The organism is Kitasatospora sp. NPDC048286 (assembly GCF_043201735.1).
In the GTDB taxonomy this organism is placed as follows: domain Bacteria; phylum Actinomycetota; class Actinomycetes; order Streptomycetales; family Streptomycetaceae; genus Kitasatospora.
In genome coordinates, this window is the sequence record NZ_JBICZE010000002.1 from 149,165 (window position 1) to 174,783 (window position 25,619).

The window sequence follows — 25,619 nt, forward strand, 5'->3', positions numbered from 1 at the left end:
GGAATCCCTTCACGGCGGCGCCTCCCACACCCTCGCGGCGCCGTCCAACCCGAACGGGACGAAGTACTCCCAGCCGCCGAACAGGCCCCTCGAGCAGCAATTCGGCTGAGCCCCCTGGCACCGGGCCTGAGCCGACGGGGCCTCAGGCCGCCGCCGACGCCGTCCCGCTGAGCTCGAACCACATCCGTTTGCCGGAGCCGCGCGGCTCCACGCCCCAGGAGTCCGCGAGTGCCTCGACCAGCATCAGCCCGCGTCCGGAGGAGGCCTGCTCCCCCGGCGTACGGCGGGTCGGCCAGAGGTCCGACTCGTCCTCCACCTCGACCCGCAGCCGGGCCCGGCCACCGTCCGCCTCCGGCTCCCGGTAGAGCCGGGCGGTGAACATGGCGTCCCGGTCGGTGTGCCGGATGGCGTTGGTGACCAGTTCGGAGGAGAGCAACTCGGCGGTGTCGATGAACTCGGCGACGCCCCAGCGGCGCAGCGCGTCGCGCAGCTCGGCCCGGACCTCGGCGACCCGCGCGAGGTCGGCCTGGCCGATCCGGCGGCGCAACTGCTGGGCGGCCAGGCCGCCGGCCGGGCCGTCCCAGCGCAGGAGCAGCAGCGCTATGTCGTCCTCGCGCTCGCTGGAGTCGGCGGCCTGGGAGGCGATCCGGTCGGCCAGCTCCTCCAGCGGGTCGCGGGCGGCCTCGGCGGCGTCCGGCAGCGGGCGAGCGAGCGTCCGGGTGAGCCGGGCGACGCCCTCGTCGAGGTCCATGCCGCGCGCCTCGACCAGGCCGTCGGTACAGAGCAGCACGGTCTCGCCCGGGTCCAGGCTGAACCGGGTGACGCGGTACTCCTGGTCCGGGTCGATGCCCAGCGGCAGCCCGCCGGCCACCGGCACCACGGCGGCGGTGCCGTCCGCGCGGCGCACCACCGGGTCGAGGTGGCCGGCCCGGACCGCGTAGACCACGCCGTAGTCCACGTTGACCTCGGCGTAGGTGCAGGTCGCGAAGTGGTCGGTGTCCAGGTCGGCGAGGAAGCGGGAGGCGCGGGCCATCACGGCGGCGGGCGGGTGGCCCTCGGCCGCGTAGGCGCGCAGCGCGATCCGCAGCTGGCCCATGATCCCGGCGGCGTGCACGTCGTGGCCCTGGACGTCGCCGATCACCAGGCCGACGTGCCCGCCGGGCAGCGGCACCACGTCGTACCAGTCGCCGCCGATCTGGAGGCCGGAGCCGGCCGCGAGGTAGCGCACGGCGGTGGTCACGCCCGGGACGGACGGGACGGTGCGCGGCAGCATCACCCGCTGGAGGCCGGCCGCGAGCTCGTGCTCGGCGTCGTGCAGCCGGGCCCGGGCCAGCGACTGGGCGACCAGCCCGCCCAGGGTGGACAGCAGGGTGCGCTCGTCGGCGTCCAGCTCGCGCTCGTCGTCGAAGCTGACCACGCAGACGCCGATCGCCCGGCCGCTGGCGACCAGTGGCAGGTACGCCCAGGAGCCCCGGCCGCCGCGGCTGGTCGGCTCCCACACCTCGGGGTAGCGGTCGCGGAACTCCTCGCGGGTCGAGACGAAGACCGGCGCCCGGTGGCGCAGCGCCTCGGCGGCCGGGTGGCCGGCCGGCAGCACGGTGCGGTCCCAGACGGCCAGCGTGTCGGCGCGGTAGCCGGAGGCGCCGAGGATCTGGGCCCGTCCGGCCTCGAAGGAGGCCAGCACCAGGCCGTCCGGCGGCAGTCCGGGCAGCGGCAGCTCGGTGAACACCCGGGCCACGTCACGCACGGTGACGGCTTCGGAGAGGGCGCGCGCCGCCTCCTTGATGAACCGGGAGCGCTCCTCGCGCAGCAGGGCCATCCGGTCGGCGTGGTCGCGCTTGTGCAGCTCGACGGTGGCGTCCCAGACGAAGCCGACCATCCGGGAGGCCCGGCCGAAGGCGTCGGCGAGCACCCGGCCGCGGAAGCGCACCGCGCGCATGCCGCCGTTCGCCCCGACGGTGCGGTAGTAGGCGCCGCACTGGCCCAGCTCGGCGACCGCGCGCTCGACCCGGCGGCGCACCACGGGCGCGTCCTCGGGGTGCAGCAGGGTCAGGAAGGAGGCGGCGGTGCGGTCGAAGCGGACCCGCTCCAGGGCGTCCAGTCCGACGATCGCGCAGGCCCGCTGGTCGCCCTCCAGGACGTCGCGGCGGATGTCCCAGTCGAAGGAGCCGATGCCGTTGGCGGCCATCGCGGGCTCCAGCCAGTCCGGCATGGTGTCCGCGGTGGAGGGCGGCAGCCCCCCGGAGAGCACGGGCGCCAGCCGGGCGGCGGCGAGGCTCGGGGAGGGGCGCACCGCGGAGCCGCGGCGCGAGGGCTGGGCGGGCGGCCTGACCCGGCCGCTCCCGGGGGTGCGCGGCTCCGGGGCGCCCGGCTGCTCGGCGACGCGCGGTCCGACGGCTCCCGGCTCCACGGCTCTCGGCTCGGCGGTGCGCGGTTCCACGGTCCTCGGCTTGGTGGTCCTCGGCTCCACGGTCCTCGGCTCTACCGTTCGCGGCTCGACGACGGGCGACGCGCCGGGAGGAAGCGCCGGCCCCGGCGACTCGGGCTCAGTGGGCATGCTGCTCCTGCCGCTGCCGTGGCGGACCGCGCCGACCGTCCGGACGGGCCGCGTGGCGGTGTGATGGGTCGTGCTGGATAGGACGGTGCGACGGACGGTGGCCAGTCGAGGTTCGGTCTCCCCGCTGCTTCCCGCACGTGGACACACATTCCCACCATCCTGGCCAATGTTCGGCCGAGCGGCAATGCCAACGGGCCGGAAACCTTCCGTTCCGCCTTCTGTTCAGGGCTTGCTTCGACAGCGAATCAATCGACGACGAACAATCGTACGACCATGCCGGCGATGGCGGCCCGGAACCGCAAGGGCGCAGGTCCCGGGCGTCGACGGGTGCGCGGCTCAGGGCGTGGCGAGTTCGAACCAGGTGACCTTGCCGTCGCCGCGCAGCTGCACACCCCAGGAGTCCGCGAGCGCCTCCACCAGCTGCAGGCCGCGCCCCGAGGTGGCGTACTCGGCCTCCGGATCGCGGCGGCGCCCGGGAAGTCTGCTGGTGCCGTCCTGCACCTCGATGCGCAGCCGGTGGTCCGTGCCGAGCACCGCGTCGAACACCGCGCCCTTGCCCGTGTGCAGCAGCGCGTTGGTGACCAGTTCGGAGGAGAGCAGCTCGGCGGTGTCGGACAGCTCCGGCACCCCCCAGTGGCTCAGCGCCGAACGCAGCCGGTGCCTGACCGCGCCCACCCCGACCAGGTCCGCCGGGTCGAGCGTGAGGTGCAACCGCCGGTGCAAGGCACACCCCGGAGCCGGCGTGCCCGGCAGGGTCGTCCCGGTGCCGACGACCGGCCCCTGGACCGGCCCGGACCGGTAGGCGTCGCCGGAACTCGTCCGCTGCCGCGGGAATCGCGACTGACCGTCCATCAACACATGCCCCCGCCCTGGAATCCGGGCCCCCCGCCTCCGGATCCCCCGCCGGCCGGGTGGCCCCCTCGTTCTGACCACTCATCCTCATGCCCAGTTGACGGCGTTTGCAACAGTGTGCGTCCGATCACGTGGGGTGAAAGGGGCACGGGGTGGTTCGCGTGATCCAACTGCCCGCGCCGGACAGGTTTGCGAAGCGCAGAGGCCGTTTTCGAGGCCGCCCCCGCCCGATCCCGCGCACACCCGGCGCCCGTACGGACCGCACGCCCGACCACGCGCCCCTGCCCCGCTCCCGCCGCGCGCCGGGCCCGGGCGCCGGCCCACGGCCCCGTCGGAGCCGTCGCCCCCGCTTCCCCGCCGGGCCCCTCACCCCCATCCCCCGCCCGGCAGGCCGAACGCCCGCGGAGCGGCAACGCTGGACAGGGCGGCCCGGTCCGGGTTCAATGACCCGAGATGTTTGAACGACGTTCTAACATCTCCCCAGGCGGCCCCCGAGGCCCGAGCCGACGCCCCCTGCCTGCCCGAGGGGCCCGACGACCCGCGAGCGAGGAACCGTGCGACTGACCCCCACCGAACGGGACCGGCTGCTGATCTTCACAGCAGCCGAACTGGCCCGCGCCCGCCGCGCCCGGGGCGTGCGCCTCAACATCCCCGAGGCCACCGCCCTGATCGCGGACACCGTCTGCGAGGCCGCCCGCGACGGCCGGCGCCTGGCCGAGGCCATCGAGGCCGGCCGCTCCGTGCTGACCGCCGCCGACGTGCTGCCCGGCGTGCCGGACGTGGTGACCGTCGTCCAGGTCGAGGCCGTGTTCGAGGACGGCACCCGCCTCGCCGTCGTCAACGACCCGTTCAAGGGCGCCGGCTCGCTCGGCGACGAGGCCCCCGGCAGCGCGCTGATCGGCGACGGCACCGGCTACGACCCGGTCGAGGAGACGCTGCTGCTCCCCGTCCACAACACCTCCGGGGTGCCGATCTCGGTCACCTCGCACTTCCACTTCTTCGAGGCCAACCCGCGTCTGGCCTTCGACCGGGCCGCCGCCTACGGCACCCACCTGGCCGTCCCGGCCGGCTCCTCGGTGCGCTTCGACCCCGGCGCCACCGTCGAGGTCGGCCTGGTGCCGATCGGCGGCGAGCGGGTCGCGATCGGCTTCGCCGGGCTCGTGGACGGCCCGCTGGACGCGCCCGGCGCCAAGGAGGCCGCCCTGGCGAAGGCCCGCGCGACCGGCTACCTGACCAGCTTCGACGACCCGGAGGTGGGGGAATGACCTCGATCACCCCGCACGACTACATCGCCGTCCACGGCCCGCGCGCCGGGGACCGCGTCCGGCTCGGCGACAGCGGACTGATCGTCCGCGTGGAGTCCGACTCCCAGGCGCCCGGCGACGAGTTCCTGGCCGGCTTCGGCAAGACCGCCCGCGACGGCCTGCACCTCAAGCCCGCCGCCGTCCGGGACACCTGCGACGTGGTGATCAGCAACGTGCTGGTGATCGACGCGGCCCAGGGCATCCGCAAGACCTCGATCGGCCTGATCGGCGGCCGGATCGCCTCGATCGGGCGGGCCGGCAACCCGGACACCCTGGACGGCGTGGACGTGGTCGTCGGCACCGGCACCACCATCGTCTCCGGCGAGGGCCTGATCGCCACCGCCGGCGCCATCGACACCCACGTCCACCTGCTCTCGCCGCGGATCATGGAGGCCTCGCTGGCCTCCGGCGTCACCACGATCATCGGCCAGGAGTTCGGCCCGGTCTGGGGCGTCGGCGTCAACTCCCCCTGGGCGCTGCGCCACGCCTTCAACGCCTTCGACGCCTGGCCCGTCAACATCGGCTTCCTGGGCCGCGGCTCGTCCTCCGACGAGGCCCCGCTGATCGAGGCGCTGGCCGAGGGCGGCGCCTCCGGCTTCAAGGTGCACGAGGACATGGGCGCCCACACCCGCGCCCTGGACACCGCGCTGCGGGTCGCCGAGGAGTACGACGTGCAGGTCGCCCTGCACACCGACGGCCTGAACGAGTGCCTCTCCGTCGAGGACACCCTGAAGGTCCTCGAAGGCCGCACCATCCACGCCTTCCACATCGAGGGCTGCGGCGGCGGACACGTCCCCAACGTGCTGAAGATGGCGGGCGTGCCGAACGTCATCGGCTCCTCCACCAACCCGACGCTGCCGTTCGGCCGGGACGCCCTCGGCGAGCACTACGACATGATCGTCTCCGCCCACGACCTCAAGCCCGACCTGCCCGGCGACGCCGCGATGGCCCGCGACCGCATCCGGGCCGGCACCATGGGCGCCGAGGACGTGCTGCACGACCTCGGGGTCATCGGCATCACCTCCTCCGACGCCCAGGGCATGGGCCGGGCCGGCGAGACGGTGCGCCGCACCTTCGCCATGGCCGGGAAGATGAAGGCCGAACTCGGCCCGCTCGACGGCACCGGCTCGTACGGGACGACGGAGGGCGGCGACGACAACGAGCGCGTGCTGCGCTACATCGCCAAGCTCACCATCAACCCGGCCATCGCCCACGGCCTCTCCCACGAGGTCGGCTCGATCGAGGTCGGCAAGCTCGCCGACATCGTGCTGTGGCGCCCGGACCACTTCGGCGCCAAGCCGCAGCTGGTCCTCAAGGCCGGCTTCCCCGCGTACGGCGTGGTCGGCGACCCCAACGCCTCCACCGACCGCTGCGAACCCCTCGTCCTGGGGCCGCAGTTCGGCGCCCACGGCGCGACCGCCGCCGACATCTCGGTGGCCTTCGTCGCCCAGGCCGCCGCCGACGGCGCCTACCTCGACCAGGCCGCCGACGGGCTGCCCACCCGCCGCCGCCGGGTCGGCGTGCGCAACACCCGCGGCATCGGGCCGCGCGACATGGTGCGCAACGCCCGCATCGGCCAGGTCGAGGTCACCGAGACCGGGCTGGTCTCGCTGGACGGCTCACCGCTGCGCTCCGAGCCCGCGGACAGCGTCTCGCTCAGCCGCCTCTACTTCCTCTGACCCCCGACGATCCGGCCAAGGCCCAGGATTCCCTTAGGACTTGATGATGACCACCCCCACGCCCGCCTCGCTCGGCTACCGGATGCCCGCCGAGTGGCACCCGCACGAGCGCACCTGGATGGCCTTCCCCACCGCCAACCCGACGTTCGACGGCCCCGAGCAGCTGCACGCCGCCCGCCAGGCCTGGGCCGCCGTCGCCGACACCATCGTCGGGTACGAGCCGGTCACGCTGATCGTCAACACCGGCGAGACGGAGGAGGCGCGCAAGTACGTCTCCGAGCGGGTCGAGATCGTCGAGCGCCCGCTGAACGACGCGTGGATGCGCGACATCGGCCCGTCCTTCCTGATCGACGGCAAGGGCTCGCTGGCCGCCGCCGACTGGATCTTCAACGGCTGGGGCGCGCAGTCCTGGGCCCGCTGGGACAAGGACCAGCACATCGCCGAGCACATCAGCGAACTGACGGAGGTCCAGCGCTTCGCCTCCCGGCTGATCAACGAGGGCGGCGGCATCCACGTCGACGGCGAGGGCACGGTACTGGTCACCGAGACCGTCCAGCTCGGCGAGGGCCGCAACGCGGACTGGACCAAGGAGGAGGTCGAGGCCGAGCTGCACGCCTTCCTCGGCACCACCAAGGCGATCTGGCTGCCGCGCGGACTCACCCGCGACTACGACGAGTTCGGCACCCGCGGACACATCGACATCGTCGCCTCCTTCGTGCGCCCGGGCGTCGTGGTCGCCCACGTCCAGCCCGACCCCTCGCACCCGGACCACGAGGTCTGCCGCGAGCTGGTCGCCGTCCTGCGCGCCTCCACCGACGCCCAGGGCCGGCCGCTGGAGGTCGTCGAACTGCCCGCCCCCACCGTCCTGCTGGACGAGGACGGCGAGCCGGTCGACTACTCGTACATCAACCACTACGTGGCCAACGGCGCGGTCGTCCTGTGCGCCTTCGACGACCCGCGCGACCAGGAGGCCGCCGCGATCCTCGCCGAGGCCTACCCGGGCCGCACCGTCGAACTCGTGGACGCCCGCGAGATCTTCGCCAACGGCGGCGGGATCCACTGCATCACCCAGCAGCAGCCGAAGGCGCTCTGACGACCCACCCGGGTGGGCGCGCCCCGCGCGCCCACCCGGGCAGCCTTCCGAGCGCCGTTCCACCGAGGAGACCCGCACATGGCCGACCCCCGCCCGCGCCGGCCGGCCCGCCCCCGCGAGGAGGTCTTCGCCACCGCTCGGGCCGCGATCGCCGAACACGGGCTCGCCAAGCTCACCATGGCCGGGCTCGGCAAACAGCTCCAGATGAGCGCCGGACACCTGCTCTACTACTTCGGCAGCAAGGACCAGCTGCTGCTGGAGACCCTCCGCTGGAGCGAGGACCAGCTCGGCGCCCGCCGCCGCGAGGCCCTCGCCGACCGCGCCCTCGACCCCTGGCAGCGCCTCGACGCCTACCTGCGCCTCTACCTGCCGGAGGGCCCGGGCGACCCACGCTGGATCCTCTGGGTCGAGGTGTGGGGCCGCTCCCCCGCGAGCGCCGAGATCCGCCAGGGGCAGCAGGAGATCGAGGCCCCCTGGCAGGCCGACCTGGTCGCCCTCATCGAGGAGGGCGCCGCCGCCGGCCACTTCACCCCGGGGCCCGCCGCCGACCGCGCGGTGCAGATCCGCGCCCTGCTCGACGGCCTCGCCGTCCCCGTCGCCATCGGCCTCCCGGACGCCCACCGCCCCGCCGCCCTCACCCAGGCCACCGCCGTCACCGGCATCCTGCTGCGCGCCTGACGCGCCCCGGGCCCGGCCGGTCCTGGCTGTTCCGGCCCTGGTTGTTCCGGCCCTGGCCGGTGCGGTGTCACTCGGTCCAGATGGCGGCGGCCGTGCGGTCGTCGGCGTAGCCCTTGGCACGGACCTGCACCTGGCGGAGGAAGTCGACGGTGCCCGGGGGGTGGGGGTGGGTCCAGTGGGTGGACAGAAAGTGGGCGACGGCCGGCTCGTCGGCGACGGGGCGGGCGAGACCCGGGGTGCAGAGGAGCAGGATGTCGCCCGGCGTCGCGGGGACGAGCCGGAAGCGGAACGGACGCGGGCCGGGCACCGGGGCCTCCGGCACCGGCGGCTGACCGTCCGGGTGGTGCAGCAGGCGGGCCGCGTACGCGTCGATCCAGTGGCCGGAGCGCAGCAGGTAGAGCCCGCCCGGGCCGACACCGAAGGCCGCGCGGTAGCCGGCCCCCGGGTCCAGTGACACCAGCAGGCAGTGCAGCGAGGCCGGGGACGGCGTCTCCTCCGGCCGGGGCGCCAGGGCGCGCAGCGGGGCGGCCGCGCCGGTGGCCAGCCGCTGGAGGCCGTAGCGGAGCCGGTCGCGGGCGCCGTCACGCAGGTCGGCGGCCAGGCCGGCCCGGCTGCGCCCGATCGCGGCGGCGAGCTGGTGGCACGCCTCGCCGGTGGCGGCCGCGACCGCCTCCGGGGCGGGCGCCTCGGCCTCCGCGCCGCCGCCCGTACGGTCGAAGCCGCCGAGGACGGCGAGCAGCAGGCCGTCGGGGCCCTCGCCGAACCGGGTGACCAGCAGGGCGTCGCGGCGCGGCTCGCCCCGGTAGCGCGCGGAGTCGCCCCGGACGGAGGCGGCGCGCAGCACGGTGGGGCCGTACTGGGCGCCGTCCAGCACGGTGTCCGGTACGAGGGCGTGCAGGGCGCCCGGGTCCGCCTCGGGTACGGCGGTCGGCTCGGGTCCGTACGTCGGGGGGCGTTCGCCGACGTGCGGGACGGCGGCGCCGCCGTCGGCGAGCGGTGCGCGGACGGCCAGGCGGGGATCGAGGACGGCCTGGGCCGCGGGCTCCGGGTCGGGCTCGGGGGTGTGGACGGGTTCGGGCTCGGGGGTGGGGGCCGCGGGCTCCGGGTCGGGCTCGGGGGTGTGGACGGGTTCGGGCTCGGGGGTGGGGGCCGCGGGCTCTGGTTCGGGATCCGGGTCGGGGGTGGGCGGCGGGGTGGGCTTCTCCAGCGAGACCGGGTCCGAGACGGGCGCGGCCGTGGGCTCCGGGGCGGGTTCGGCTGCCGATGCCGGCTCAGGGACGGGCTCGGGCGTCGGCTCGGGCGTCGGCTCGGGCGTCGGCTCGGGCTCGGGTTCAGGGACGGGCGCGGGCTCCGGTGCGGGCTCGGCCTTCGGTGTGGGCGCGGCCTTCGGTGTGTCGTCGGCGAAGGCGGGGGCCGGGAACCGGTGGGTCTCCGTGGAGGTCCGCTGTCGCCCGATCCCCACCGATCCGCCGCCGATCACGCCGACCGCGGTGTCGAACCAGTCGTCGATGCTGTCCCGGGCGTCCGGGCCCGCCGGGGCGTCGGGTTCCGCGGGAGGCTCCGCCGCAGCCTCGGCAACCGACCCCGACGCCGACGCCGACGCTGGCTCCGGCTCGGACGCCGGCTCCGGCTCCGGCTCCGCCGACCGCTGCTGCCCGATGAGCCCGGCCGCCGTGTCGAACCAGTCGTCCACGCTGCCGTCGCCGGGGTCGGCGTGCGGGGTGTCCGGAAGGGTGCCCGCCGGACCGTCGTAGACGGCGTCCCACCAGCCGTCGTCCGGCCGGTGCGGCTCTGCGGGTGCACCCTGCTTGCTCATCTGGCGGCTCCTGGTCGTTCCGTGGTCGCGCCGCCCCGGCGGGCCGGGCTGACGACATTGTTCTCCACCCGCGAGGACCCTGTCCGGGTTTCGACGACAACCGGACACCCACCGGAAAGTCCCGGCCACCGCGCTCACCAGCCGGTTCGCCGGACCGCACCGGGTGCGTCATCGGTTCGTCCGCTTCCGTTCCGTCCGTGCTTGCCGGATGTGTCCGGAGCAGGGCGTTTCCTGGTCATCCGGGCGCTCGGGCCGCCGAAAATGGGGGCCGATGGGGGGCATCGCATCACTCGTTCGGCTGATTAAATGTGCGCATGACCGCGTCGGCCCCCAGTTCGCCCCGACCGGGGAGGGCCGCATCCGCGGGCCGCCCGGCGGGTGGGCTGTTGGTCCTGCTGCTCGTCACCCTGTTGACGCTGCTGCCCTGCGCGGGCCAGTCGAAGGCGGCGGACGGCTCCGGCCATCCGGCGCCGCCGCGGGCCCCGGTCAGCGCCGTCACCGTGGTCAGCGTGGTCAGCGTCCAGGTCGCCACCGGGCAGACCTCCTACACCGGCCGCGCCGCGAAGGTCACCAAGTCCGCGAAGCCCTCGGACCACCACCGGACGGCCGAGGAGCAGGGGCACTGGATCCTCTGCACCGCCGGCGGCGAGCCGCCGCGCAACAACGGCTGCTCCAGCCACCCGTTCTGCCCGCAGGACGCCCAGCTGCCGAACCCGCCGCCGCAACCGCACCCCGCCGTGTCACCGCTGACCCCGACCGCGCCCGAGGCGCCGCCCCGGGTGGTGCCCGCCGGTCTGCTGGACGGCGCGCACCCGGTTCCCGACCTGCACGAACTCCAGGTCCACCGGTCCTGAGTGGAACCCACCGCCGGCGCGCCGCCGGCGGATCCGCCCTTCCTCTCACTCCAGCTGACCGCCGCCACCGACCGGTGCGGCGGGGACAAGGACGACCACCATGGGTTCCGCCTCCAAGCAGTCCAACAAGCCCGGCGGCAAGCAGGACGGCCTCGACCGCCGCGCCCGGATCGCCGAGCTGCGCGCCGCCGAGCAGCGCCGCGACCGCCGCAACAAGATCGTCGCCTCGGTGGCGGCCGGTGTGCTGGTGGTCGGTGCGATCGCCACCGGCACCTGGATCGTCATGGACCAGAACCAGAAGAAGAAGGACAAGGAGGTCGCCGCCAACGCGGACATCCCGGGCGTGAAGACCTTCGGCGACCTGAGCCGCACCCACGTCAAGGACAAGGTCACCTACCCGATGACCCCGCCGGTCGGCGGCGACCACAACGCGATCTGGGCGGACTGCATGGCCCACGTCTACGACCAGCCGCTCGAGAACGAGCGCGCCGTCCACTCGCTGGAGCACGGCGCGGTCTGGGTGACGTACAACGGCAAGGCCACCCCGGACGACCTCAAGATCCTCTCCGACAAGGTCAAGAAGACCCCGTACTCGATGATGAGCCCGTACCCGGACGAGCAGGGCACCATCACCCTGAACGCCTGGAGCACCCAGCTGATCGTGGACAGCGCCACCGACCCGCGGGTGGAGGAGTTCTTCACCAAGTACGTCCAGGGCAAGCAGACCCAGGAGCCGGGCGCCTCCTGCACCATGGGGCAGATGTGACCGCCGCCGACGCCGGCCGCCCCGACGCGTCCGCCCCGGCAACGGCCGCGGCGGACGCCGTCGAGGAGGGCGGGGCCCCGCGCCGCCGCCGCATGTGGTGGCCGGCCGCGCTGGCCGCCGCCGTGGCGCTGGCGCTCGGGGTGCCGGCCCTGGTGGCGAGCGGGACCTCCGCGTCCGGCTCGTCCACACTGTCCGTCCCCGCGGACGACTCCCCGGAGGCCGGGTTCGCCCGCGACATGGCGACCCACCACCAGCAGGCGGTGGACCTGTCGTTCGTCGTCCGGGACCGCACCGCCGACGAGCCGACCCGCACCCTGGCCTTCGACATCATCAACACCCAGGCCAACCAGCGCGGGATGATGATGGGCTGGCTGGACCAGTGGGGGCTGTCCCAGCACTCGACCGCCACGCCGATGGCGTGGATGAAGATGGGCCACGACTACCAGGCCCACGACGGTTCGCTGATGCCCGGCATGGCCACCAACACCCAGATCGCGAAGCTGCGCACGCTCAGCGGGCGGGACGCCGAGGTGTTCTACCTCCAGCTGATGATCGAGCACCACAAGGGCGGCGTCGAGATGGCCCAGGGCTACGTCGACAAGGCCCGGAACGATTCCGAGAAGCGGCTCGCGCAGACGATGGTGGTCGCCCAGACCTCCGAGCTCCAGCTGATGACCGACATGCTCAAGGAGCGCGGCGCCGAACCCGGCGTGCCCGCCTCCTGAGCGGTCGTCCGCGGGGCGCGCGCTCTGCGTGTTCCGCGCACCTCGCATGTTCCGCACGTTTCGCGTGCTCCACGTGTGCTGCGATGGCCGTGTGTGTGCCGCGCATGCCGTGTGTGCCGCGCGTGCCGTGTGTGCCGCGCGTGCCGTGTGTGTGCCGCGCGTGCGACGTGTTCCGTGCGTTTCCCGGACGGCCGGAGCGCCGGCGGGGACGGTCCCGTACCGTCCCCGCCGCGCTCCGGCCGTCCGCCGTCCTCCCCCACACCCTCCGGAGACTCCCCGCATGACCCCCGACGCCCCCTGGCTGATCGCCGGACTGGGCAACCCCGGCCCGTGGTTCCGGCTCACCCGGCACAACGCGGGCTTCCTCGCCGTGGACCGCCTGGCCGAGCGCCACGGCGCCCGGTTCCGCCGCCGCGGCATCGCCACCCGGGTGGCCGAGATCGACGTCGACGGCCACCGGGTGCTGCTGGCCAAGCCGCTGTGGTCCATCAACCTGTCCGGACGCCCGGTGGCCGCGCTGCTGCGCCGCCACGGCGTCCCGGTCGAGCGGCTCGTGGTGGTGCAGGACGACCTGGACTTCCCGTTCGGCTCCGCCCGGCTCAAGCGCGCCGGCGGACCCGGCGGCCACAACGGCGTGCGCTCGGTCGGCGAGGTGCTCGGCACCCGGGACTTCGTCCGCCTGCGGTTCGGCATCGGCCGTCCGCCGAAGGGCCAAAGCGTCGGGGACTTCGTGCTGAAGAAGTTCTCGGAGGAGGAACTGGCCGCCCTGCCGGGCGAGTTGGACCGCTGCGCGGACGCCCTGGAGACCCTGGTGCGGCGCGGCCTGAACCGGGCCCAGGACATCCTGAACGCCCGTACGGACGCCTAGGGGCTGGTTCTGCCGGCTCGTCTCGGGGTGCTCCGGCGTGATTCGCGGGGCTCAGGGGCCGGCGGGCCGGGCGGGTCGGGTGAGCAGCGCGGCGGCGGCCGCGACGGCGGCGAGGACGAAGAGCACCGTCCGCCCACCGGACTCGGCGCCCGCCAGGTGGACACCGAGGACGGAGAGCGCCATGCCGAGCGCCGTGCCGAGGCTGCGGGCCATGTTCACCATGCCGCCGCCGACCGCCGAGCACTGCGCCGGGATCGCCCGCATCACCAGGGCGTTGTTGGCGGGCAGCAGCAGGCCCAGCCCGTAGCCGGTGGCCAGCAGCGGGAGCGCCGACACGTCCGAGGCCGGCAGCAGGGCGAACAGCAGCAGTCCGACGGCCGCGAGCAGCGCACCGGCGCGGCACCTGGTCACGTCCGACCAGCCCCTGGGCAACAGCCCGCCGCCGACCGTCGCGGCGAACGCGAACGCGGCGGGCAGCAGGGTGACCACCAGGCCCGCGTGCGCCGTCGACACCCCCGCGCCGGTGAGCAGCACCGGGCCCAGCACCAGCGGGCAGAACAGCAGCAGGTAGCCGATCAGCGCCACCACCAGCCCGGAACGCACACCCGGGGTGTTGACCAGTCCGGGCGCCAGGATCGGCCGGGCGGCCCGCCGCTCCTGGCGCACCAGGGCCAGGGCCAGCACGGCGGAGGCGAGCAGCAGGGCGGCCACCGCCCAGCCGGGCAGGGGCAGGCCAGAGGCGGTGGACAGGGCGAGCAGCAGCGAGGTGGTCGCCCCGGTGAGCAGCAGCATGCCGGGCAGGTCGAAGCGGGCGGCGGGGTCTCGGGGGGCGCGGGATTCGCCGGTCTCTCGGGTCTCTCGGGTCTCTCGGGGATCGATCCGGCGGGGGCCCGGCACGGCGGTGGGGGCGCCGGTGGGGAGGTGGGCCGGGGCGTCGGCCGTCCGGGTGCGGGGCAGCAGGTACCAGCCCGCCAGGATGCCGAACACCGCGATCGGCACGTTGACCCAGAACACCCAGCGCCACGAGGCGTGTTCGACCAGAAGCCCGCCGAGGCTGGGCCCGAGCGCCAGGCCGAGACCCTGGGCGGAGGCCTGGATACCGAGCGCGCGCCGCATCGCGTGCCCGGGGACGCCGCGCGCGACCAGGGCGACGCTGTTGGCCTGCATCATCGCGGCGCCGACCGCCTGGACGGCGCGGCAGCCGACCAGCACCCAGAGGCTGCCGGCGAATCCGGCGCCGAGGGAGGAGAGGCCGAAGACCGCGAAGCCGCCGATGTACATCGTCTTGCGGCCGACCCGGTCGGACAGCCAGCCGATCGGGGCCAGCAGAGCAACCAGGACCAGCAGGTAGGCGAGGGCGACCCACTCGACGGCGGCGAAGCCCGCGTCGAAGTGGCGGCCGAGCGCGGGGAAGACCAGGGCGATGACGCTGGCGTCTAGCTGGCCGAGGAAGGCGCCGAGACAGACCGTGCCGACGGCGAGCCAGTGAGCGTGGCGCCAGCCGGCTATGCCGCGCGGCCGGGGCCGCTCGGTGAGCAGCCGCGAGGCAAGGGCGGTGGCGTTCATGGCACAAATATATCGGATACAGATATGTTCGTGCTACGAGCAGGTCGCTCTGCGACAGGAAGCGTCCCACGGTACGGACAGTGCGGTACGGACAGTGCCGGACGGCGCCCGGCGGACACCTGCCGCGAGGTCCGCAACAGAGCCGCGACCCAGCGCGCCCACGGGACCCGAACCGGCCGCAGAACCGCCCCGCACCAGGCGATACGCTGTCCGCCATGCCGTCGTCACCACACGTTCCCGACCCCGCCACCGGAAGCCCCGACCCGGCGGTCGAGCACGCCCGACAGCTGACCGACACCGTCACCCGGCTGCGCCGCGCGCTGCGCAGCAGCATCCGCACCGACTACCCGTGGGAGTCCCTGCCGATGGCGCAGGTCGAACTCCTCCAGACGCTGGCCGCCGCCCCGCTGCGGGTCGGCGAGCTGGCCGCGCGGCAGCGTCTCGCCCCCAACACCGTCAGCGGGCTGGTCGGGAAGCTGCTCGACGCCGGGTTCGTGGACCGCCAGGCCGACCCCGGCGACCGCCGGACCGCCCGGATCGCCCTCACCCCGGCCGGACGCCGGCAGCTGGACGACTGGCAGCACGCCCACGAGCGCCGGATCGCCGCCGCGCTCGACACCCTCGACCCGGCCGACCGCGCGGCGGTCGTCGACGCCCTGCCCGCGCTGGACCAGCTCGCCCGCGCCCTCGCCCAGCCGGGCGCCGGCCAGCCGGGCGCCGGCCAGCCGGGCGCCGGGACCGAGCAGGCGCCCGCGGCCGGGTGAAAACCGATGGTCGCCGGGGCTCGCCCGGCACTACCGTCCCCGTATGACCACCGCAGAGGTACGGATCGAACCCTGGGCGGACGGCGACCTCGCGCTGCTGCGCCGGATCAACACGCCGGAGATGAAGAAGCACGTCGGCGGGCCGGAGAGCGAGGAGCAACTGCTCGTACGGCACCGGCGCTACCTGGGCTTCGTCCCGTCCGGGCTCGGCTGCATGTACCGGATCGTGCTGCTGCCCGAGGGCGAGGCGGTCGGGTCGGTCGGCTACGGCACCCGGACGTGGGAGGGGCGGACCGTCCACGAGATGGGGTGGAACGTGCTGCCCGGCCACCAGGGCCGGGGCATCGCCGTCGCCGCCACCCGCGCGGCGGTCGCGGCCGCCCGCCGCGAGGCAGCCCACCCCCACCTGCACGCGTTCCCGTCGGTGGACAACCCGGCCTCCAACGCGGTCTGCGCGAAGGCCGGGTTCACGCTGCTCGGCGAGACGGACTTCGAGTTCCCGCCCGGGCGGTTCATGCGCAGCAACAACTGGCGGGTGGAGCTGAGGAGTTGAGCGCTCCGACTGGACGCTCGGGCTGAGCGCTCGGGTTGAGCGCTCAAGCTGAGCGCTCCGGTTGAGCGCTCGGGCCCCGGTGGTCAGAACAGGGTTCCGCTCTCCAGGTCCAGCAGCCAGCGCTTGCGGTCCACGCCGGCGGCGAAGCCGGTGAGCGCCCCGCTGGCGCCGAGCACCCGGTGGCAGGGGCGGACGATCAGCAGCGGGTTGGCGCCCACCGCGCCGCCGACCGCCCGGACCATGCGCGGCTCCTGCCCCGCCAGCACGGCGAGTTCGCCGTAGGTGACGGTCTTGCCGTACGGGATCTCGTCCAGCGCGGCCCAGATCCTGCGGCGGAACTCGGTGCCCTCGGGCGCGAGCGGGAGGTCGAAGTCCGTGCGCTTGCCGGCGAAGTAGTCGGTCAGCTGGGCCACCGGCTCGGCGAGCGCCTCCGGGTCGAGCACCCAGTCGTCGGCGGGCTCGGCCAGCGCGTACTTCTGGCCGGGCGCGGTGACGGTGGCCAGCGCGGCCGGGCCGCCGTCCTCCGGCAGCACCCCGCTGAGCAGCAGCCGACCGAAGGGGCTCTCCATGGTGGTGTAGACGGTGGTGCTCATGCTCGTTCGTTCTCCGTTCCGGTGCTGGTGGCGCTGGTGCTGGAGGCGCTGTTGCTGATGCCGCTGCTCGCGGGGGCGGTGCCGGCGGGACCGGTGCCGGCCGGGCCCGTGCCGGCGGGACCGGCCCACAGCCGGTGGACGGCGTAGGAGCGCCACGGCGCCCAGGCCTCGGCGGCGCGGGCGGCGGACTTCGGGTCCCCGGCGGCGCCGAGGCGGAGCAGGCCGTGCTTGACGCCCACGTCGCTCGGGAGGAAGACGTCCGGGTCGGCCAGGGCCCGCATCCGCAGGTAGCCGACCGTCCAGGGGCCGATGCCGGGCAGCGCCAGCAGACCGGCCGCGGCGTCCTCCCGGTCGACCCCGCTGTCGAGCCGGACCACGCCCTCGGCCAGCGCGGCGCACAGGCCGGTGAGCGCGCGGCGGCGGGCGGCGGGCATCGCGAAGTCCTCGGGGTCGGCGGTGGCCAGGGCCGCCGCGGTCGGGAAGAGCAGGCGCAGACCGCCGCTGGGCTCGGGCAGCGGAGTGCCGTACTTCTCGGCGAGCCGCCCCGCCAGGGTACGGGCGGCGACGACGCTGATCTGCTGGCCGAGGACGGCGCGGACGGCGAGCTCGTGCGGGTCCACGTGGCCGGGCGAGCGCAGACCGGGGCGCTCGCGGACCAGCGGGCCGAGCAGCGGGTCCGCGCCGAGCTGCTCGTCGACCGCGAGCGGGTCGGCGTCCAGGTCGAAGAGGATGCGCAGGCGCTGGACGGCGGTCGGCAGGTCGCGCAGGTCGGTCAGCAGCAGGCGGCAGTCGAGCCAGCCGCGGGTGGGCGGCTCGCCCGGCGCCAGGCCCTCGACCTCGGCGATGCCGTGGCCGTACGGGAGCGCGAGGGTGCGGCGGTACACGCGCACGCCGGGGCGCGCGCCGGGGACGACCTCCTCCACGCCGGGGACGGCGCGCAGGGCGAGGAAGTCGATCAGGTGCTCGCTGTCGAGCGCACCGCGGTAGGCCAGGCGCAGAGTGAGGCCGCCGGCCGGGGTCGCGCCGCGGCGGCCGGCGGCGACCTCGGCGCGCAGGCCGCTGGGGGTGCGGTCGTAGACCTCGCGCACGGTGTCGTTGAACTGGCGGACGGAGGCGAAGCCGGCCGCGAACGCGACGTCGGTGACGGGCAGTTCGGTGGTCTGGAGGAGCAGGCGGGCGGTCTGCGCGCGGCGGGCCCGGGCCAGCGCGATGGGGCCGGCGCCGAGCTCGGCGGTCAGCTGGCGCTGCACCTGGCGGGCGCTGTAGCCGAGGCGGCCGGCCAGGCCGTCGACGCCCTCGCGGTCCACCACGCCGTCGCCGATCAGACGCATCGCGCGGCCGACCAGGTCCGCGCGGTGGTTCCACTCGGGCGAGCCCGGCACGGAGTCGGGGCGGCAGCGCCGGCAGGCGCGGAAGCCTGCGCCCTGGGCGGCCGCGGCGCTGGGGTAGAAGACGCAGTTGACGCGCTTGGGAGTCACGGCGGGGCAGCTCGGACGGCAGTAGATGCCGGTGGTGGTGACCGCCGTGAAGAAGACCCCGTCGAAGCGGGAGTCACGGCTGTCCACGGCTCGGTACCGGATGTCGTCGTCGATCACGCTGTCCAGTTTGCGGCACTGGGTGGGGGGTGACTGGCGGAAATCGGACATTGCCGTTGATCGCCACTTCGGGGGGCCCTCCCCCTCCCCCCGCCCCCACCCGCCACCCGGTGGGGCCATAACCCACGGCCTACGGCCCATAGAGCCCCATGGCCCCATGACCCACGGGCCCATCACCACCGGCTCTCGGCCCACTGGACCCACCGGCCACCAGCTCCCGGCCCACCGGACCCACCGGCCACCGGCTCCCGCGGCCCGGCCGCGGCCGCCGGGCCCGAAATTCGCGAGCCCGTAGGCCGTCCCGCCGCTACCCTCGCGCCATGAGTGAGCAGCAGTCCTACACCGGTCCGGACGACCCGCGCGTCGTCGCCCTGCCTCCGGCCGAGTTCGCGTTCCCCGGCCCGCTGCGGGACCAGCTGGTCGCCGCGATCCTCGACGGCGCCAAGACCAGCACCACCGGCCTGGTCGCCGACTACGAGCACGAGGGCGAGCCCCTGCCGCTGCCCGGTGAGTGCGCCGCGGTCCTCGACTCGGACGGCCGCAGGGTCGCCGTGATCGAGACCACGGACGTCCGAGTGGTCCCGCTCGCGGAGGTCGACCTCCAGCACGCCCTGGACGAGGGCGAGGGGTGCACCAGCGTGGCCGAGTGGCGCGCGGCCCACGAGGAGTTCTGGAGCAGCCCGGAGCTGCTCGACGCCCTCGACGACCCGGAGTTCACCGTGGACGACACCACTCCTGTGGTCCTGCAGCGCTTCCGCCTGACGGCCGACCTCCGCTGAGCCGGGCGAGCCCGGCGGAGGCCGACCGGCGGCCGTTGCGCGGCGGCCGGTCGGCGCCGGGGGGTCAGCGCTTCACCGGACCTCCTGCGGCTCGCATCGACTTGTTGATCGTCTTCCACTTGTTCAGCCGCGCCTTGGCCACCCGGGCGTCCGAGCGCGAGGCGATCCACTCGTTCTCGCGCTGGAGCTTGAGGTAGCTGTCCATCCGGCGCTGCGGCAGGGTGCCGTCGGCCAGCGCCACCTGCACCGCGCAGCCGGGCTCGGTGTGGTGGCCGCAGTCGTGGAAGCGGCATTCCTCGGCCAGCTCGGCTATGTCGGCGAAGGCCAGGTCCACGCCCTCGCCACCGTAGAGGCCGACCTCGCGCAGCCCGGGGGTGTCGATCAGCACGCCGCCGCCGGGCAGCGGGATCAGCTCGCGGGTGGTCGTGGTGTGGCGGCCCTTCTGGTCGACCGCGCGGGCCTCCTGGACCGTCATCACGTCGATGCCGACGAGCGCGTTGGTGAGCGTGGACTTGCCGACGCCGGACTGGCCGATCACCGCGGTGGTGCCGGGGGTGCAGGCGCGGAGCACGTCCATGCCCTCGCCGGTTTCGGCGCTCACCACGACCACCGTGACCCCGGGGGCGACCGCCTCGACGTCGGACCGGATGAAGTCGGCGTCGTCGACGAGGTCGGCCTTGGTGAGGACGACCAGCGGGTCGGCGCCGGACTCCCAGGCCAGGGCGAGGAAGCGCTCGATCCGCCCGAGATCGGGGTCGGTCGCGAGGGAGGAGGCGATCAGCACGGTGTCGACGTTGGCGGCCAGCACCTGGCCGTCGGAGCGCTTGCCGGCCACCTTGCGGATGATCGCGGTGGAGCGCGGCATCAGGGCGGCGACGGAGGCCATCGGCTGGGCGTGCAGGTCGACCGCCGCCCAGTCGCCCGTGCACGGGCAGTTGATCATGTCGGCGTCGCCCACCGGCCGGGTGTCGAACCGGACGGTGCGCAACTCGCCCGTCTCCGGGTCGGCGATGACGGCGTCGCACTGGCCGCGGTCGACCCGGACGATCCGGGCCGGGAGCAGCCCGGCCTCGCCGAACGGGGTGAACAGCTCTGCGAGCTCGGGCGTCCAGCCGTAGCCGGCCAGCGCGGAGGCGTCAGCGGAGGGCGACGGGGACGAGGAAGAGAGAGAAGAGAACGACGGAACGGAGGCAGCGTTGAACAACGCAGTGGCCCTTCGGGAGGAGATGGTCCCGGCGGGCTACGGCTGGCGTGAAGGGCTCAGCCGGCGGCCGGGGAAAGGAGGTGAACGCGAGTGCTGCCCTGGGCAGCTATCGGGGCGACAACGACCACTGGGGTTCACCTCCTGCTCTCTACTCCTCGGGCGGCCCAATGGCCCCCGAACCGGATGTGTCACACGCTAGCGGGGCGGGGGATTTTGGCCAACCTATTTTTGACCTGCGGAAACGTGGCGAGGGGGGCGCCGGGGAGGCCTCAGCGGGCCAAAATTGGCCCGCCCTATCCTCTTCCGTACCGGTGCTTGAGGTTCGGGTCGTCCAGCCACCACGGCCGCATCCCCGTCTCCTCTTCCTCCGGCTGCCCCGCCGCCCGTGCCCGCGCGGCCGCCGCCGCGAAGCGGGCGTCCAGTTCGGCGTCCACCGCCTCGGTCTCCTCCCGCCCCTGCACGACCATCCGCCGCACCAGCGCGGCCAGGAACGGCAGCCCGACCAGGTCCCCCAGCACCCAGAACGCGTTGCCGCCCCAGGTCTGGTCCTGTGCCAGGCTCGGGCCCCACGGCCGCCCGAGCGCCAGGTAGTGGTGCTCGGCGACCAGGTGCCCGCCGTAGATCAGCACGATCCCGAGCCCCGCGTCGAAGATCACCTCGGCGAAGGTGATGAACAGCCCGACCAGGTGCGGGTACTCGTGCCCGACCGGGTCGATCTGCAGGCGCGGCCAGAAGTACGCGAGGCCCAGCAGCACCAGCGCCAGGTGCAGCACCGTGTTCCCGAGCCCGCTGGACACCGACCACTCGTACCAGGGCGTGAAGTAGAGCAGCCACGGCGGCGCCATCAGCAACGCCGTGGAGACCGCCGGGAACATCAGCACCTTGGACGGGCGGCTGCGCAGCGCCCGCAGGAGGCGCTCCCGCCGGGCCGCCGGCGCCGACTCGACCAGCAGCGAGACCGGCGCGCCGAGCGCGAGCAGCAGCGGGACGACCATCAGCAGCAGGACGACCTGCACGGCCCGGTCGGTGAAGAGGATCCGGTCGTACACGCCGAGGCCGGAGCAGGTGCACCAGATCCACAGCAGCAGCCCGCCGAGGAACGCCGCGGTACGGGTGGGCTGCCAGCGCCCACCCCCGGCCCCGGCCCCGGCCCCCGGCCACCCGCCAACGCGCCGCGCACCGCCGCGCCGGTCTCCGCCGCCCCCCGCGACCGCCCGTTCCCCGGCCGCCCGCTCCCCGCCCGTCCGCTCCCCGGCCGCCCGGCCGACCCTGCGCACCGCCGCCAGGTACCAGACGGCGAGCAGCACCGACAGCGTGAGCACCAGCGGCTCCGCCGTCCAGGACGTCGCCAGGTCGGACCACCGCCACGGCGGCGGCCCGCTGTAGGCGAGCACCGAGGCGGGGCCGCCCACCAGGCCACCCACCGGGCCACCCGCCAGGTCGCCCGCCGCGCCGTGCACCACTGCGTCCATCCGCCCGCTCACCTCGCTCGTCCCGGCGGCCCCGCCCGGTCGGCAACCCCGGGTCGGCTGCCCCGGCGCCGGGGCACCCCGGCGCCCGGCCATGATGTCCCTGCGCGGCCGCCCCGCCGCATCCGGGGCCCGCCTCTATACCCGGACCTGAACAAGGCTTTACCCGACCCCAACAAAGCTTTGCCCAGGCAAAGTTCTGCCCTCCTGCCGCTCCTTCCGGCAACCGCGGCGAAGACACAAACGTCTGGCAGGATGCGCCGTCGGCGAGACCCGCCACGTGCTCGACAAGGGGATGACAAGAGGTGCGAACGACTGCACGCGGCGACGGCCGCCGCCTCGCGGCGCGCCACCGCAACATCGAACTGGGCCTGTTGGCCCTCGCGGTGGCCGTCTGTCTGGCGGGACACATCGACGCCGACCTGGCGCTCACCGGCCGGATGCCGCCCGGGCTGCTGGTGCACGGCCTGTCGCTGGGCGCGCTGGCCGGGGTGGCCCATCTGGCGGTGCGCCGGTTCGCCCCGTACGCGGATCCGCTGATCCTGCCGCTGGGCGTCTTCCTGACCGGTTTCGGGCTGGTGCTGCTGGACCGGCTGGACTTCAGTTACAAGGCCGCGCACGCCGCGAAGGGCGACTACCAGAAGATCCCGGCCGCGCCGTCCCAGCTGATGTGGGTGTTCGTCTCGGTGGCGGTGGCGCTCGCGCTGATCGTCCTCGTCAAGCACCACCGTTTCTTCCAGCGTTACGTCTACCTGCTGATGGCGGGTGCGCTGGTCCTGCTGGCCGCGCCGGTGCTCTCCCCGGGCGACAGCTTCGGCGCCAAGCGCTGGATCCGGCTGTTCGGGCTCTCCTTCGAGCCGGACGAGTTCGTGAAGGTCGCGATCACGATCTTCTTCGCGGGGTACCTGATGGCCTCCCGGGACGCGCTGGCGCTGGCCGGGCGGAAGGTCTGGGGGCTGACCCTGCCGCGCGGACGGCACGCCGGCCCGGTGCTGGCGATCTGGGTGGTCAGCCTGCTGGTGCTGATCTTCGAACGCGACCTGGGCACCTCGCTGATCTTCTTCGGCGTCTTCATCGTGATGCTGTACGTGGCGACCGAGCGCACCAGCTGGGTGGTGCTCGGCCTGCTGATGGCGGTCGGCGGCGCGGCGGTGGTCGGCACCGTGGAGCCGCACGTGCACGGTCGCGTCGAGGCCTGGCTGCACCCGCTCGACTACTACAAGCCGGTGCACGACCAGGCGATCTCCGAGCAGCCCGCCGAGGCGCTGTTCAGCCTGGGCACCGGACACCTGACCGGGACCGGCCTGGGCTCGGGGCGGCCCTGGCTGATCGGCTTCGCCGGGCGCAGCGACTTCATCTTCACCACCATCGGCGAGGAGCTGGGCCTGGCCGGGGTGACCGCGGTGCTGCTGGTCTACGTGCTGCTGATCCAGCGCGGTCTGCGCACCGCGATCGGCCTGACCGACCCGTTCGGCAAGCTGCTGGCGACCGGCCTGTCGGCGGCGCTGGCGCTCCAGGTGTTCGTGGTGGTCGGCGGGGTGAGCGGGCTGGTGCCGCTGACCGGCAAGGCGCTGCCGTTCCTGGCCGCGGGCGGTTCGTCGTTGCTGGCGAACTGGTTGATGCTGGCGCTGCTGATCAAGCTGAGCGACTCCTCCGGTCGCACCGCGCTGGACCCGCCCCAGCCCTCCCCGGAGCCGCTCCCGGCCCAGGCCCAGGGCCGTGCGGCGGAGGCACTCGCGACCGACCCGTCGCCCTACGACCCGTACGGCCTGTACGACCCGTCAGCCCCGAACCCGCAGGCCCGGAACCCGCAGGCCCAGGACCCCACGGACCCGGCGGCCCCGACCGGCCCGGTCCCCGCCGCCTACACCCGCACCGCCTACACCCCCGCCACCTACACCCCCGCCGCCCCGGCCGAGCCGCACCCCGGCCACGGCCTCCCGCCGGACCAGGCCGTCCCCCGGTCGGCCACCTGACCCACCGACGCGACAGGGCCTCCCCCGCACCCGCGGGAGAGGCCCTGCCCGTCTCCTGTCGTCCGCCCGCCTACCGCTGTTCCCACGGCGGCCGGGGCGGCCGCGGCGGGAACCCCGGCACCGGCCCCGGCTGCGAACCCGCCGCACCAGGCGCACCAGGCCCGCCCGGCTGCGCACCAGGCGCTCCGGGCTGCCCGCCCGGCTGCGGCCCCGGCACACCCCCCGGCGGCGGCCCCGCCGGCCGGTCGCTGTCCGGCGGCGGCGGTCCGGGCCGGTGGTGCGGCCCGCCGCGGGCGGTGAGCCGCCCGCGCACGTTGTCCGCGGCCAGCACGTCGGCCCACCGCTCCGGGTACTCGGAGGGCGCGTCGACGTCGTCGCCCTCGTCCTCGCCCCACTCCTCCTCGACGCCCTCGGCGAGCCCGAGTTCGCGGGCGCGCCGGGCCCGTTCGACGGCCCGCCGGGCGGCGACCTCGCGGACCACGGCGGCGGCCGCCTCCTCGTGGGCGCGCTCGTTCTCGGCGCGCGCGTCGGCGGTCTCCAGGGTGGGCCAGCGGCGGTCTATCGCGGCGTTCATCGCGGCGCCGATGAGCACCGCGAGCGCCACCACGAAGATCCACAGCAGGACGGCCACCGGCGCCGCCAGCGAGCCGTACACCGAGGGGCCCTCGCCCGAGCGGCCCTCGATCGAGCTGACCAGGTAGACCCGCAGGCCGACGCTGCAGAAGACCAGCACCACCAGGGCGACCAGGGCGCCGGGGATGTCCTCGCGCCACGGGGTCGAGACCGGGACGGCCAGGTGGTAGAGGGTGGTCAGCGAGACGATCAGCAGCACGATCGCGACCGGCCAGTAGAGGGCGCCGACCAGCCCGGCCACCCCCGGCACGGCGTTCTCCACCAGCCCGGGCCCGGCCATCAGCAGCGGCAGCACCAGCGAGCCGATCACCAGGGCGCCGAAGTAGAGGCCGAGTGACATCAGCCGGGTCTTGACGATGCCCCGCTTGCCGTCGAGCCCGTACATGACGGTGATGGTGTCGATGAAGATGTAGAGGGCTCTGGAGCCGGACCACAGGGACAGCAGGAAGCCGATCGAGACGAGGTCGGGCCGGGCGGTGTCGAACACCTGGTTGAGCAGCGGGACCACGACGTCGTTGACGGAGGAGTCCGACAGGACCGTGCCGGAGGCCGAGACGATGTCGTGCTTGAGCCGCTCGATGGTCTCCGCGCCGAGGAACTGGTCGAGGTAGCCGAGGGTGCCGGCCAGGCCGAGCAGCAGCGGCGGGATCGACAGCAGGGTGAAGAAGGCCGCCTCCGCGGCGAGCCCGGTGACCCGGTACTCGACGCAGGTGTTGGTGGTGTCCTTCACCAGGTCCCACGCCGTGCGGTACCAGGTGGCCTGTTTGGCCGCGCGCCGGGAGCCCTTGCCCCGGCGTCGGGAGGGCCGCTCGGCGTTCGGTCTGCTCGTATCGCCTGCTGCTTGCACAGGGCCAACCGTATCGGGCCGGGGCCGCGCGGTTGATCTCCCCGGGGCGGGGACGTGCGGCCGGGCGTCCGGGCGGGGAGCGGCGGGAACGTCCGGGTGTCCCATATGACGAAACCTCAGCGTCCACTATTCGGATGTTAGTGGACCGCGAGTCCCGCGCCATGCGAATCTCTTGCCATGTCTAGCGCCGGAACCACCTTGGTAGGTCGACTCCACGTCGATCTCCTTCGCGTGTCCAGCGCCATCTGTCCGGTGACCTGAGCCCAACGCCGCCCGCACCACCGCACCCGGCGTCGACCTTCCCCGCCATCCCCGCCGCAGCGGATGCGCAGGAGCCCGCCCGGTCCCGGCCACTGCCCTCAAGGCCTTGAGAAATCCGCAGGTCAGAGCAGCACCGCACGGCCGAGCACGCCCCGCGACCCATTCGGCGCCAGCGCCACCTGCCCCG

The 25,619-nt window shown here is 74.5% G+C and carries 22 protein-coding genes; 13 read left to right on the plus strand and 9 right to left on the minus strand.

From position 1 onward, the window contains the following. Positions 1-142: 142 nt before the first annotated feature. On the minus strand, positions 143-2,470 hold the full coding sequence (locus tag ACGF13_RS04980) for a SpoIIE family protein phosphatase (protein ID WP_392869042.1): 2,328 nt from the start codon (positions 2,468-2,470) through the stop codon (positions 143-145). A gap of 423 nt (positions 2,471-2,893) precedes the next feature. Then, the gene (locus ACGF13_RS04985; RefSeq protein WP_392869044.1) at positions 2,894-3,268 is read right to left on the minus strand and encodes an ATP-binding protein; all 375 of its coding nucleotides are present in this window, start codon (positions 3,266-3,268) and stop codon (positions 2,894-2,896) included. Positions 3,269-3,963: 695 nt separating this feature from the next. Between ACGF13_RS04985 and ureA the strand changes: the two genes are divergently transcribed. The 4 genes from ureA to ACGF13_RS05005 all read left to right on the plus strand — a co-directional run bounded on the left by ureA (position 3,964) and on the right by ACGF13_RS05005 (position 8,163). Continuing rightward, positions 3,964-4,674 carry an urease subunit gamma gene (ureA, locus tag ACGF13_RS04990; RefSeq protein ID WP_392869046.1) on the plus strand — a complete coding sequence of 237 codons (711 nt, stop codon included), beginning with the start codon at positions 3,964-3,966 and terminating at the stop codon, positions 4,672-4,674. Next, positions 4,671-6,392, plus strand: a complete 1,722-nt coding sequence (locus tag ACGF13_RS04995; RefSeq protein ID WP_392869048.1) for an urease subunit alpha — start codon at positions 4,671-4,673, stop codon at positions 6,390-6,392. Before ureA ends, ACGF13_RS04995 begins: the two co-directional genes overlap by 4 nt. 43 nt (positions 6,393-6,435) lie before the next feature. Next, the gene (locus ACGF13_RS05000; protein ID WP_392869050.1) at positions 6,436-7,485 is read left to right on the plus strand and encodes an agmatine/peptidylarginine deiminase; all 1,050 of its coding nucleotides are present in this window, start codon (positions 6,436-6,438) and stop codon (positions 7,483-7,485) included. A 78-nt stretch (positions 7,486-7,563) separates the two neighbouring features. Further along, positions 7,564-8,163 (plus strand): TetR/AcrR family transcriptional regulator, encoded by a 600-nt coding sequence (locus tag ACGF13_RS05005; RefSeq protein ID WP_392869052.1) that lies wholly within the window; start codon positions 7,564-7,566, stop codon positions 8,161-8,163. Positions 8,164-8,230: 67 nt separating this feature from the next. On the opposite strand, the gene ACGF13_RS05010 is transcribed toward ACGF13_RS05005, so the two are convergent. After that, positions 8,231-9,979 (minus strand): hypothetical protein, encoded by a 1,749-nt coding sequence (locus ACGF13_RS05010; RefSeq protein ID WP_392869054.1) that lies wholly within the window; start codon positions 9,977-9,979, stop codon positions 8,231-8,233. A 386-nt stretch (positions 9,980-10,365) separates the two neighbouring features. Here ACGF13_RS05010 and ACGF13_RS05015 point away from each other — a divergent pair, with 386 nt between their 5' ends. From ACGF13_RS05015 to pth, 4 genes are all read left to right on the plus strand, one after another. Then, complete coding sequence (locus ACGF13_RS05015; RefSeq protein WP_392869056.1) at positions 10,366-10,833, plus strand: hypothetical protein; 468 nt, start codon at positions 10,366-10,368, stop codon at positions 10,831-10,833. 100 nt (positions 10,834-10,933) lie between these two features. Then, positions 10,934-11,599, plus strand: coding sequence for a DUF3105 domain-containing protein (locus ACGF13_RS05020; RefSeq protein ID WP_392869058.1), 666 nt, complete (start codon positions 10,934-10,936; stop codon positions 11,597-11,599). Further along, the gene (locus tag ACGF13_RS05025) at positions 11,596-12,324 is read left to right on the plus strand and encodes a DUF305 domain-containing protein (RefSeq protein ID WP_392869060.1); all 729 of its coding nucleotides are present in this window, start codon (positions 11,596-11,598) and stop codon (positions 12,322-12,324) included. The genes ACGF13_RS05020 and ACGF13_RS05025 overlap by 4 nt, the downstream gene beginning before the upstream one ends. A gap of 280 nt (positions 12,325-12,604) precedes the next feature. Beyond that, a complete protein-coding gene (pth, locus tag ACGF13_RS05030) occupies positions 12,605-13,192 on the plus strand; it encodes an aminoacyl-tRNA hydrolase (protein WP_392869062.1) in 588 nt (195 codons plus the stop codon). A gap of 51 nt (positions 13,193-13,243) precedes the next feature. Here the strand turns inward: pth and ACGF13_RS05035 are convergent, their stop codons facing one another. Continuing rightward, positions 13,244-14,758: an MFS transporter gene (locus ACGF13_RS05035; RefSeq protein ID WP_392869064.1), complete on the minus strand. Its 1,515-nt coding sequence runs from the start codon at positions 14,756-14,758 to the stop codon at positions 13,244-13,246. Positions 14,759-14,973: 215 nt separating this feature from the next. On the opposite strand from ACGF13_RS05035, the gene ACGF13_RS05040 reads away from it, so the two are divergent. Both ACGF13_RS05040 and ACGF13_RS05045 read left to right on the plus strand, forming a co-directional pair. Then, positions 14,974-15,522, plus strand: a complete 549-nt coding sequence (locus ACGF13_RS05040) for a MarR family winged helix-turn-helix transcriptional regulator (RefSeq protein WP_392869066.1) — start codon at positions 14,974-14,976, stop codon at positions 15,520-15,522. Positions 15,523-15,565: 43 nt separating this feature from the next. Next, positions 15,566-16,075, plus strand: a complete 510-nt coding sequence (locus ACGF13_RS05045; protein WP_392869068.1) for a GNAT family N-acetyltransferase — start codon at positions 15,566-15,568, stop codon at positions 16,073-16,075. 83 nt (positions 16,076-16,158) lie between these two features. On the opposite strand, the gene ACGF13_RS05050 is transcribed toward ACGF13_RS05045, so the two are convergent. Both ACGF13_RS05050 and ACGF13_RS05055 read right to left on the minus strand, forming a co-directional pair. Continuing rightward, entirely contained in the window at positions 16,159-16,668 is a 510-nt protein-coding gene (locus tag ACGF13_RS05050; protein ID WP_392869070.1) for a methylated-DNA--[protein]-cysteine S-methyltransferase, read from the minus strand. Next, positions 16,665-18,314, minus strand: coding sequence for a DNA-3-methyladenine glycosylase 2 family protein (locus ACGF13_RS05055; RefSeq protein ID WP_392869072.1), 1,650 nt, complete (start codon positions 18,312-18,314; stop codon positions 16,665-16,667). The genes ACGF13_RS05050 and ACGF13_RS05055 overlap by 4 nt, the downstream gene beginning before the upstream one ends. A gap of 269 nt (positions 18,315-18,583) precedes the next feature. Between ACGF13_RS05055 and ACGF13_RS05060 the strand changes: the two genes are divergently transcribed. Further along, entirely contained in the window at positions 18,584-19,042 is a 459-nt protein-coding gene (locus tag ACGF13_RS05060; RefSeq protein ID WP_392869073.1) for an ASCH domain-containing protein, read from the plus strand. A 64-nt stretch (positions 19,043-19,106) separates the two neighbouring features. Here ACGF13_RS05060 and rsgA read toward each other — a convergent pair whose 3' ends face one another. Both rsgA and ACGF13_RS05070 read right to left on the minus strand, forming a co-directional pair. Next, entirely contained in the window at positions 19,107-20,246 is a 1,140-nt protein-coding gene (gene rsgA / locus ACGF13_RS05065) for a ribosome small subunit-dependent GTPase A (RefSeq protein WP_392869075.1), read from the minus strand. Positions 20,247-20,539: 293 nt separating this feature from the next. Next, positions 20,540-21,718 (minus strand): cytochrome c oxidase assembly protein, encoded by a 1,179-nt coding sequence (locus ACGF13_RS05070; protein ID WP_392869077.1) that lies wholly within the window; start codon positions 21,716-21,718, stop codon positions 20,540-20,542. 302 nt (positions 21,719-22,020) lie between these two features. Between ACGF13_RS05070 and ACGF13_RS05075 the strand changes: the two genes are divergently transcribed. Then, positions 22,021-23,691, plus strand: a complete 1,671-nt coding sequence (locus ACGF13_RS05075; RefSeq protein WP_392869079.1) for an FtsW/RodA/SpoVE family cell cycle protein — start codon at positions 22,021-22,023, stop codon at positions 23,689-23,691. 70 nt (positions 23,692-23,761) lie between these two features. Here ACGF13_RS05075 and ACGF13_RS05080 read toward each other — a convergent pair whose 3' ends face one another. Continuing rightward, positions 23,762-25,171 (minus strand): YihY/virulence factor BrkB family protein, encoded by a 1,410-nt coding sequence (locus tag ACGF13_RS05080; RefSeq protein WP_392869081.1) that lies wholly within the window; start codon positions 25,169-25,171, stop codon positions 23,762-23,764. A gap of 177 nt (positions 25,172-25,348) precedes the next feature. On the opposite strand from ACGF13_RS05080, the gene ACGF13_RS05085 reads away from it, so the two are divergent. Beyond that, positions 25,349-25,432: a putative leader peptide gene (locus tag ACGF13_RS05085; protein WP_318264789.1), complete on the plus strand. Its 84-nt coding sequence runs from the start codon at positions 25,349-25,351 to the stop codon at positions 25,430-25,432. The last annotated feature ends 187 nt before the right edge of the window (positions 25,433-25,619 follow it).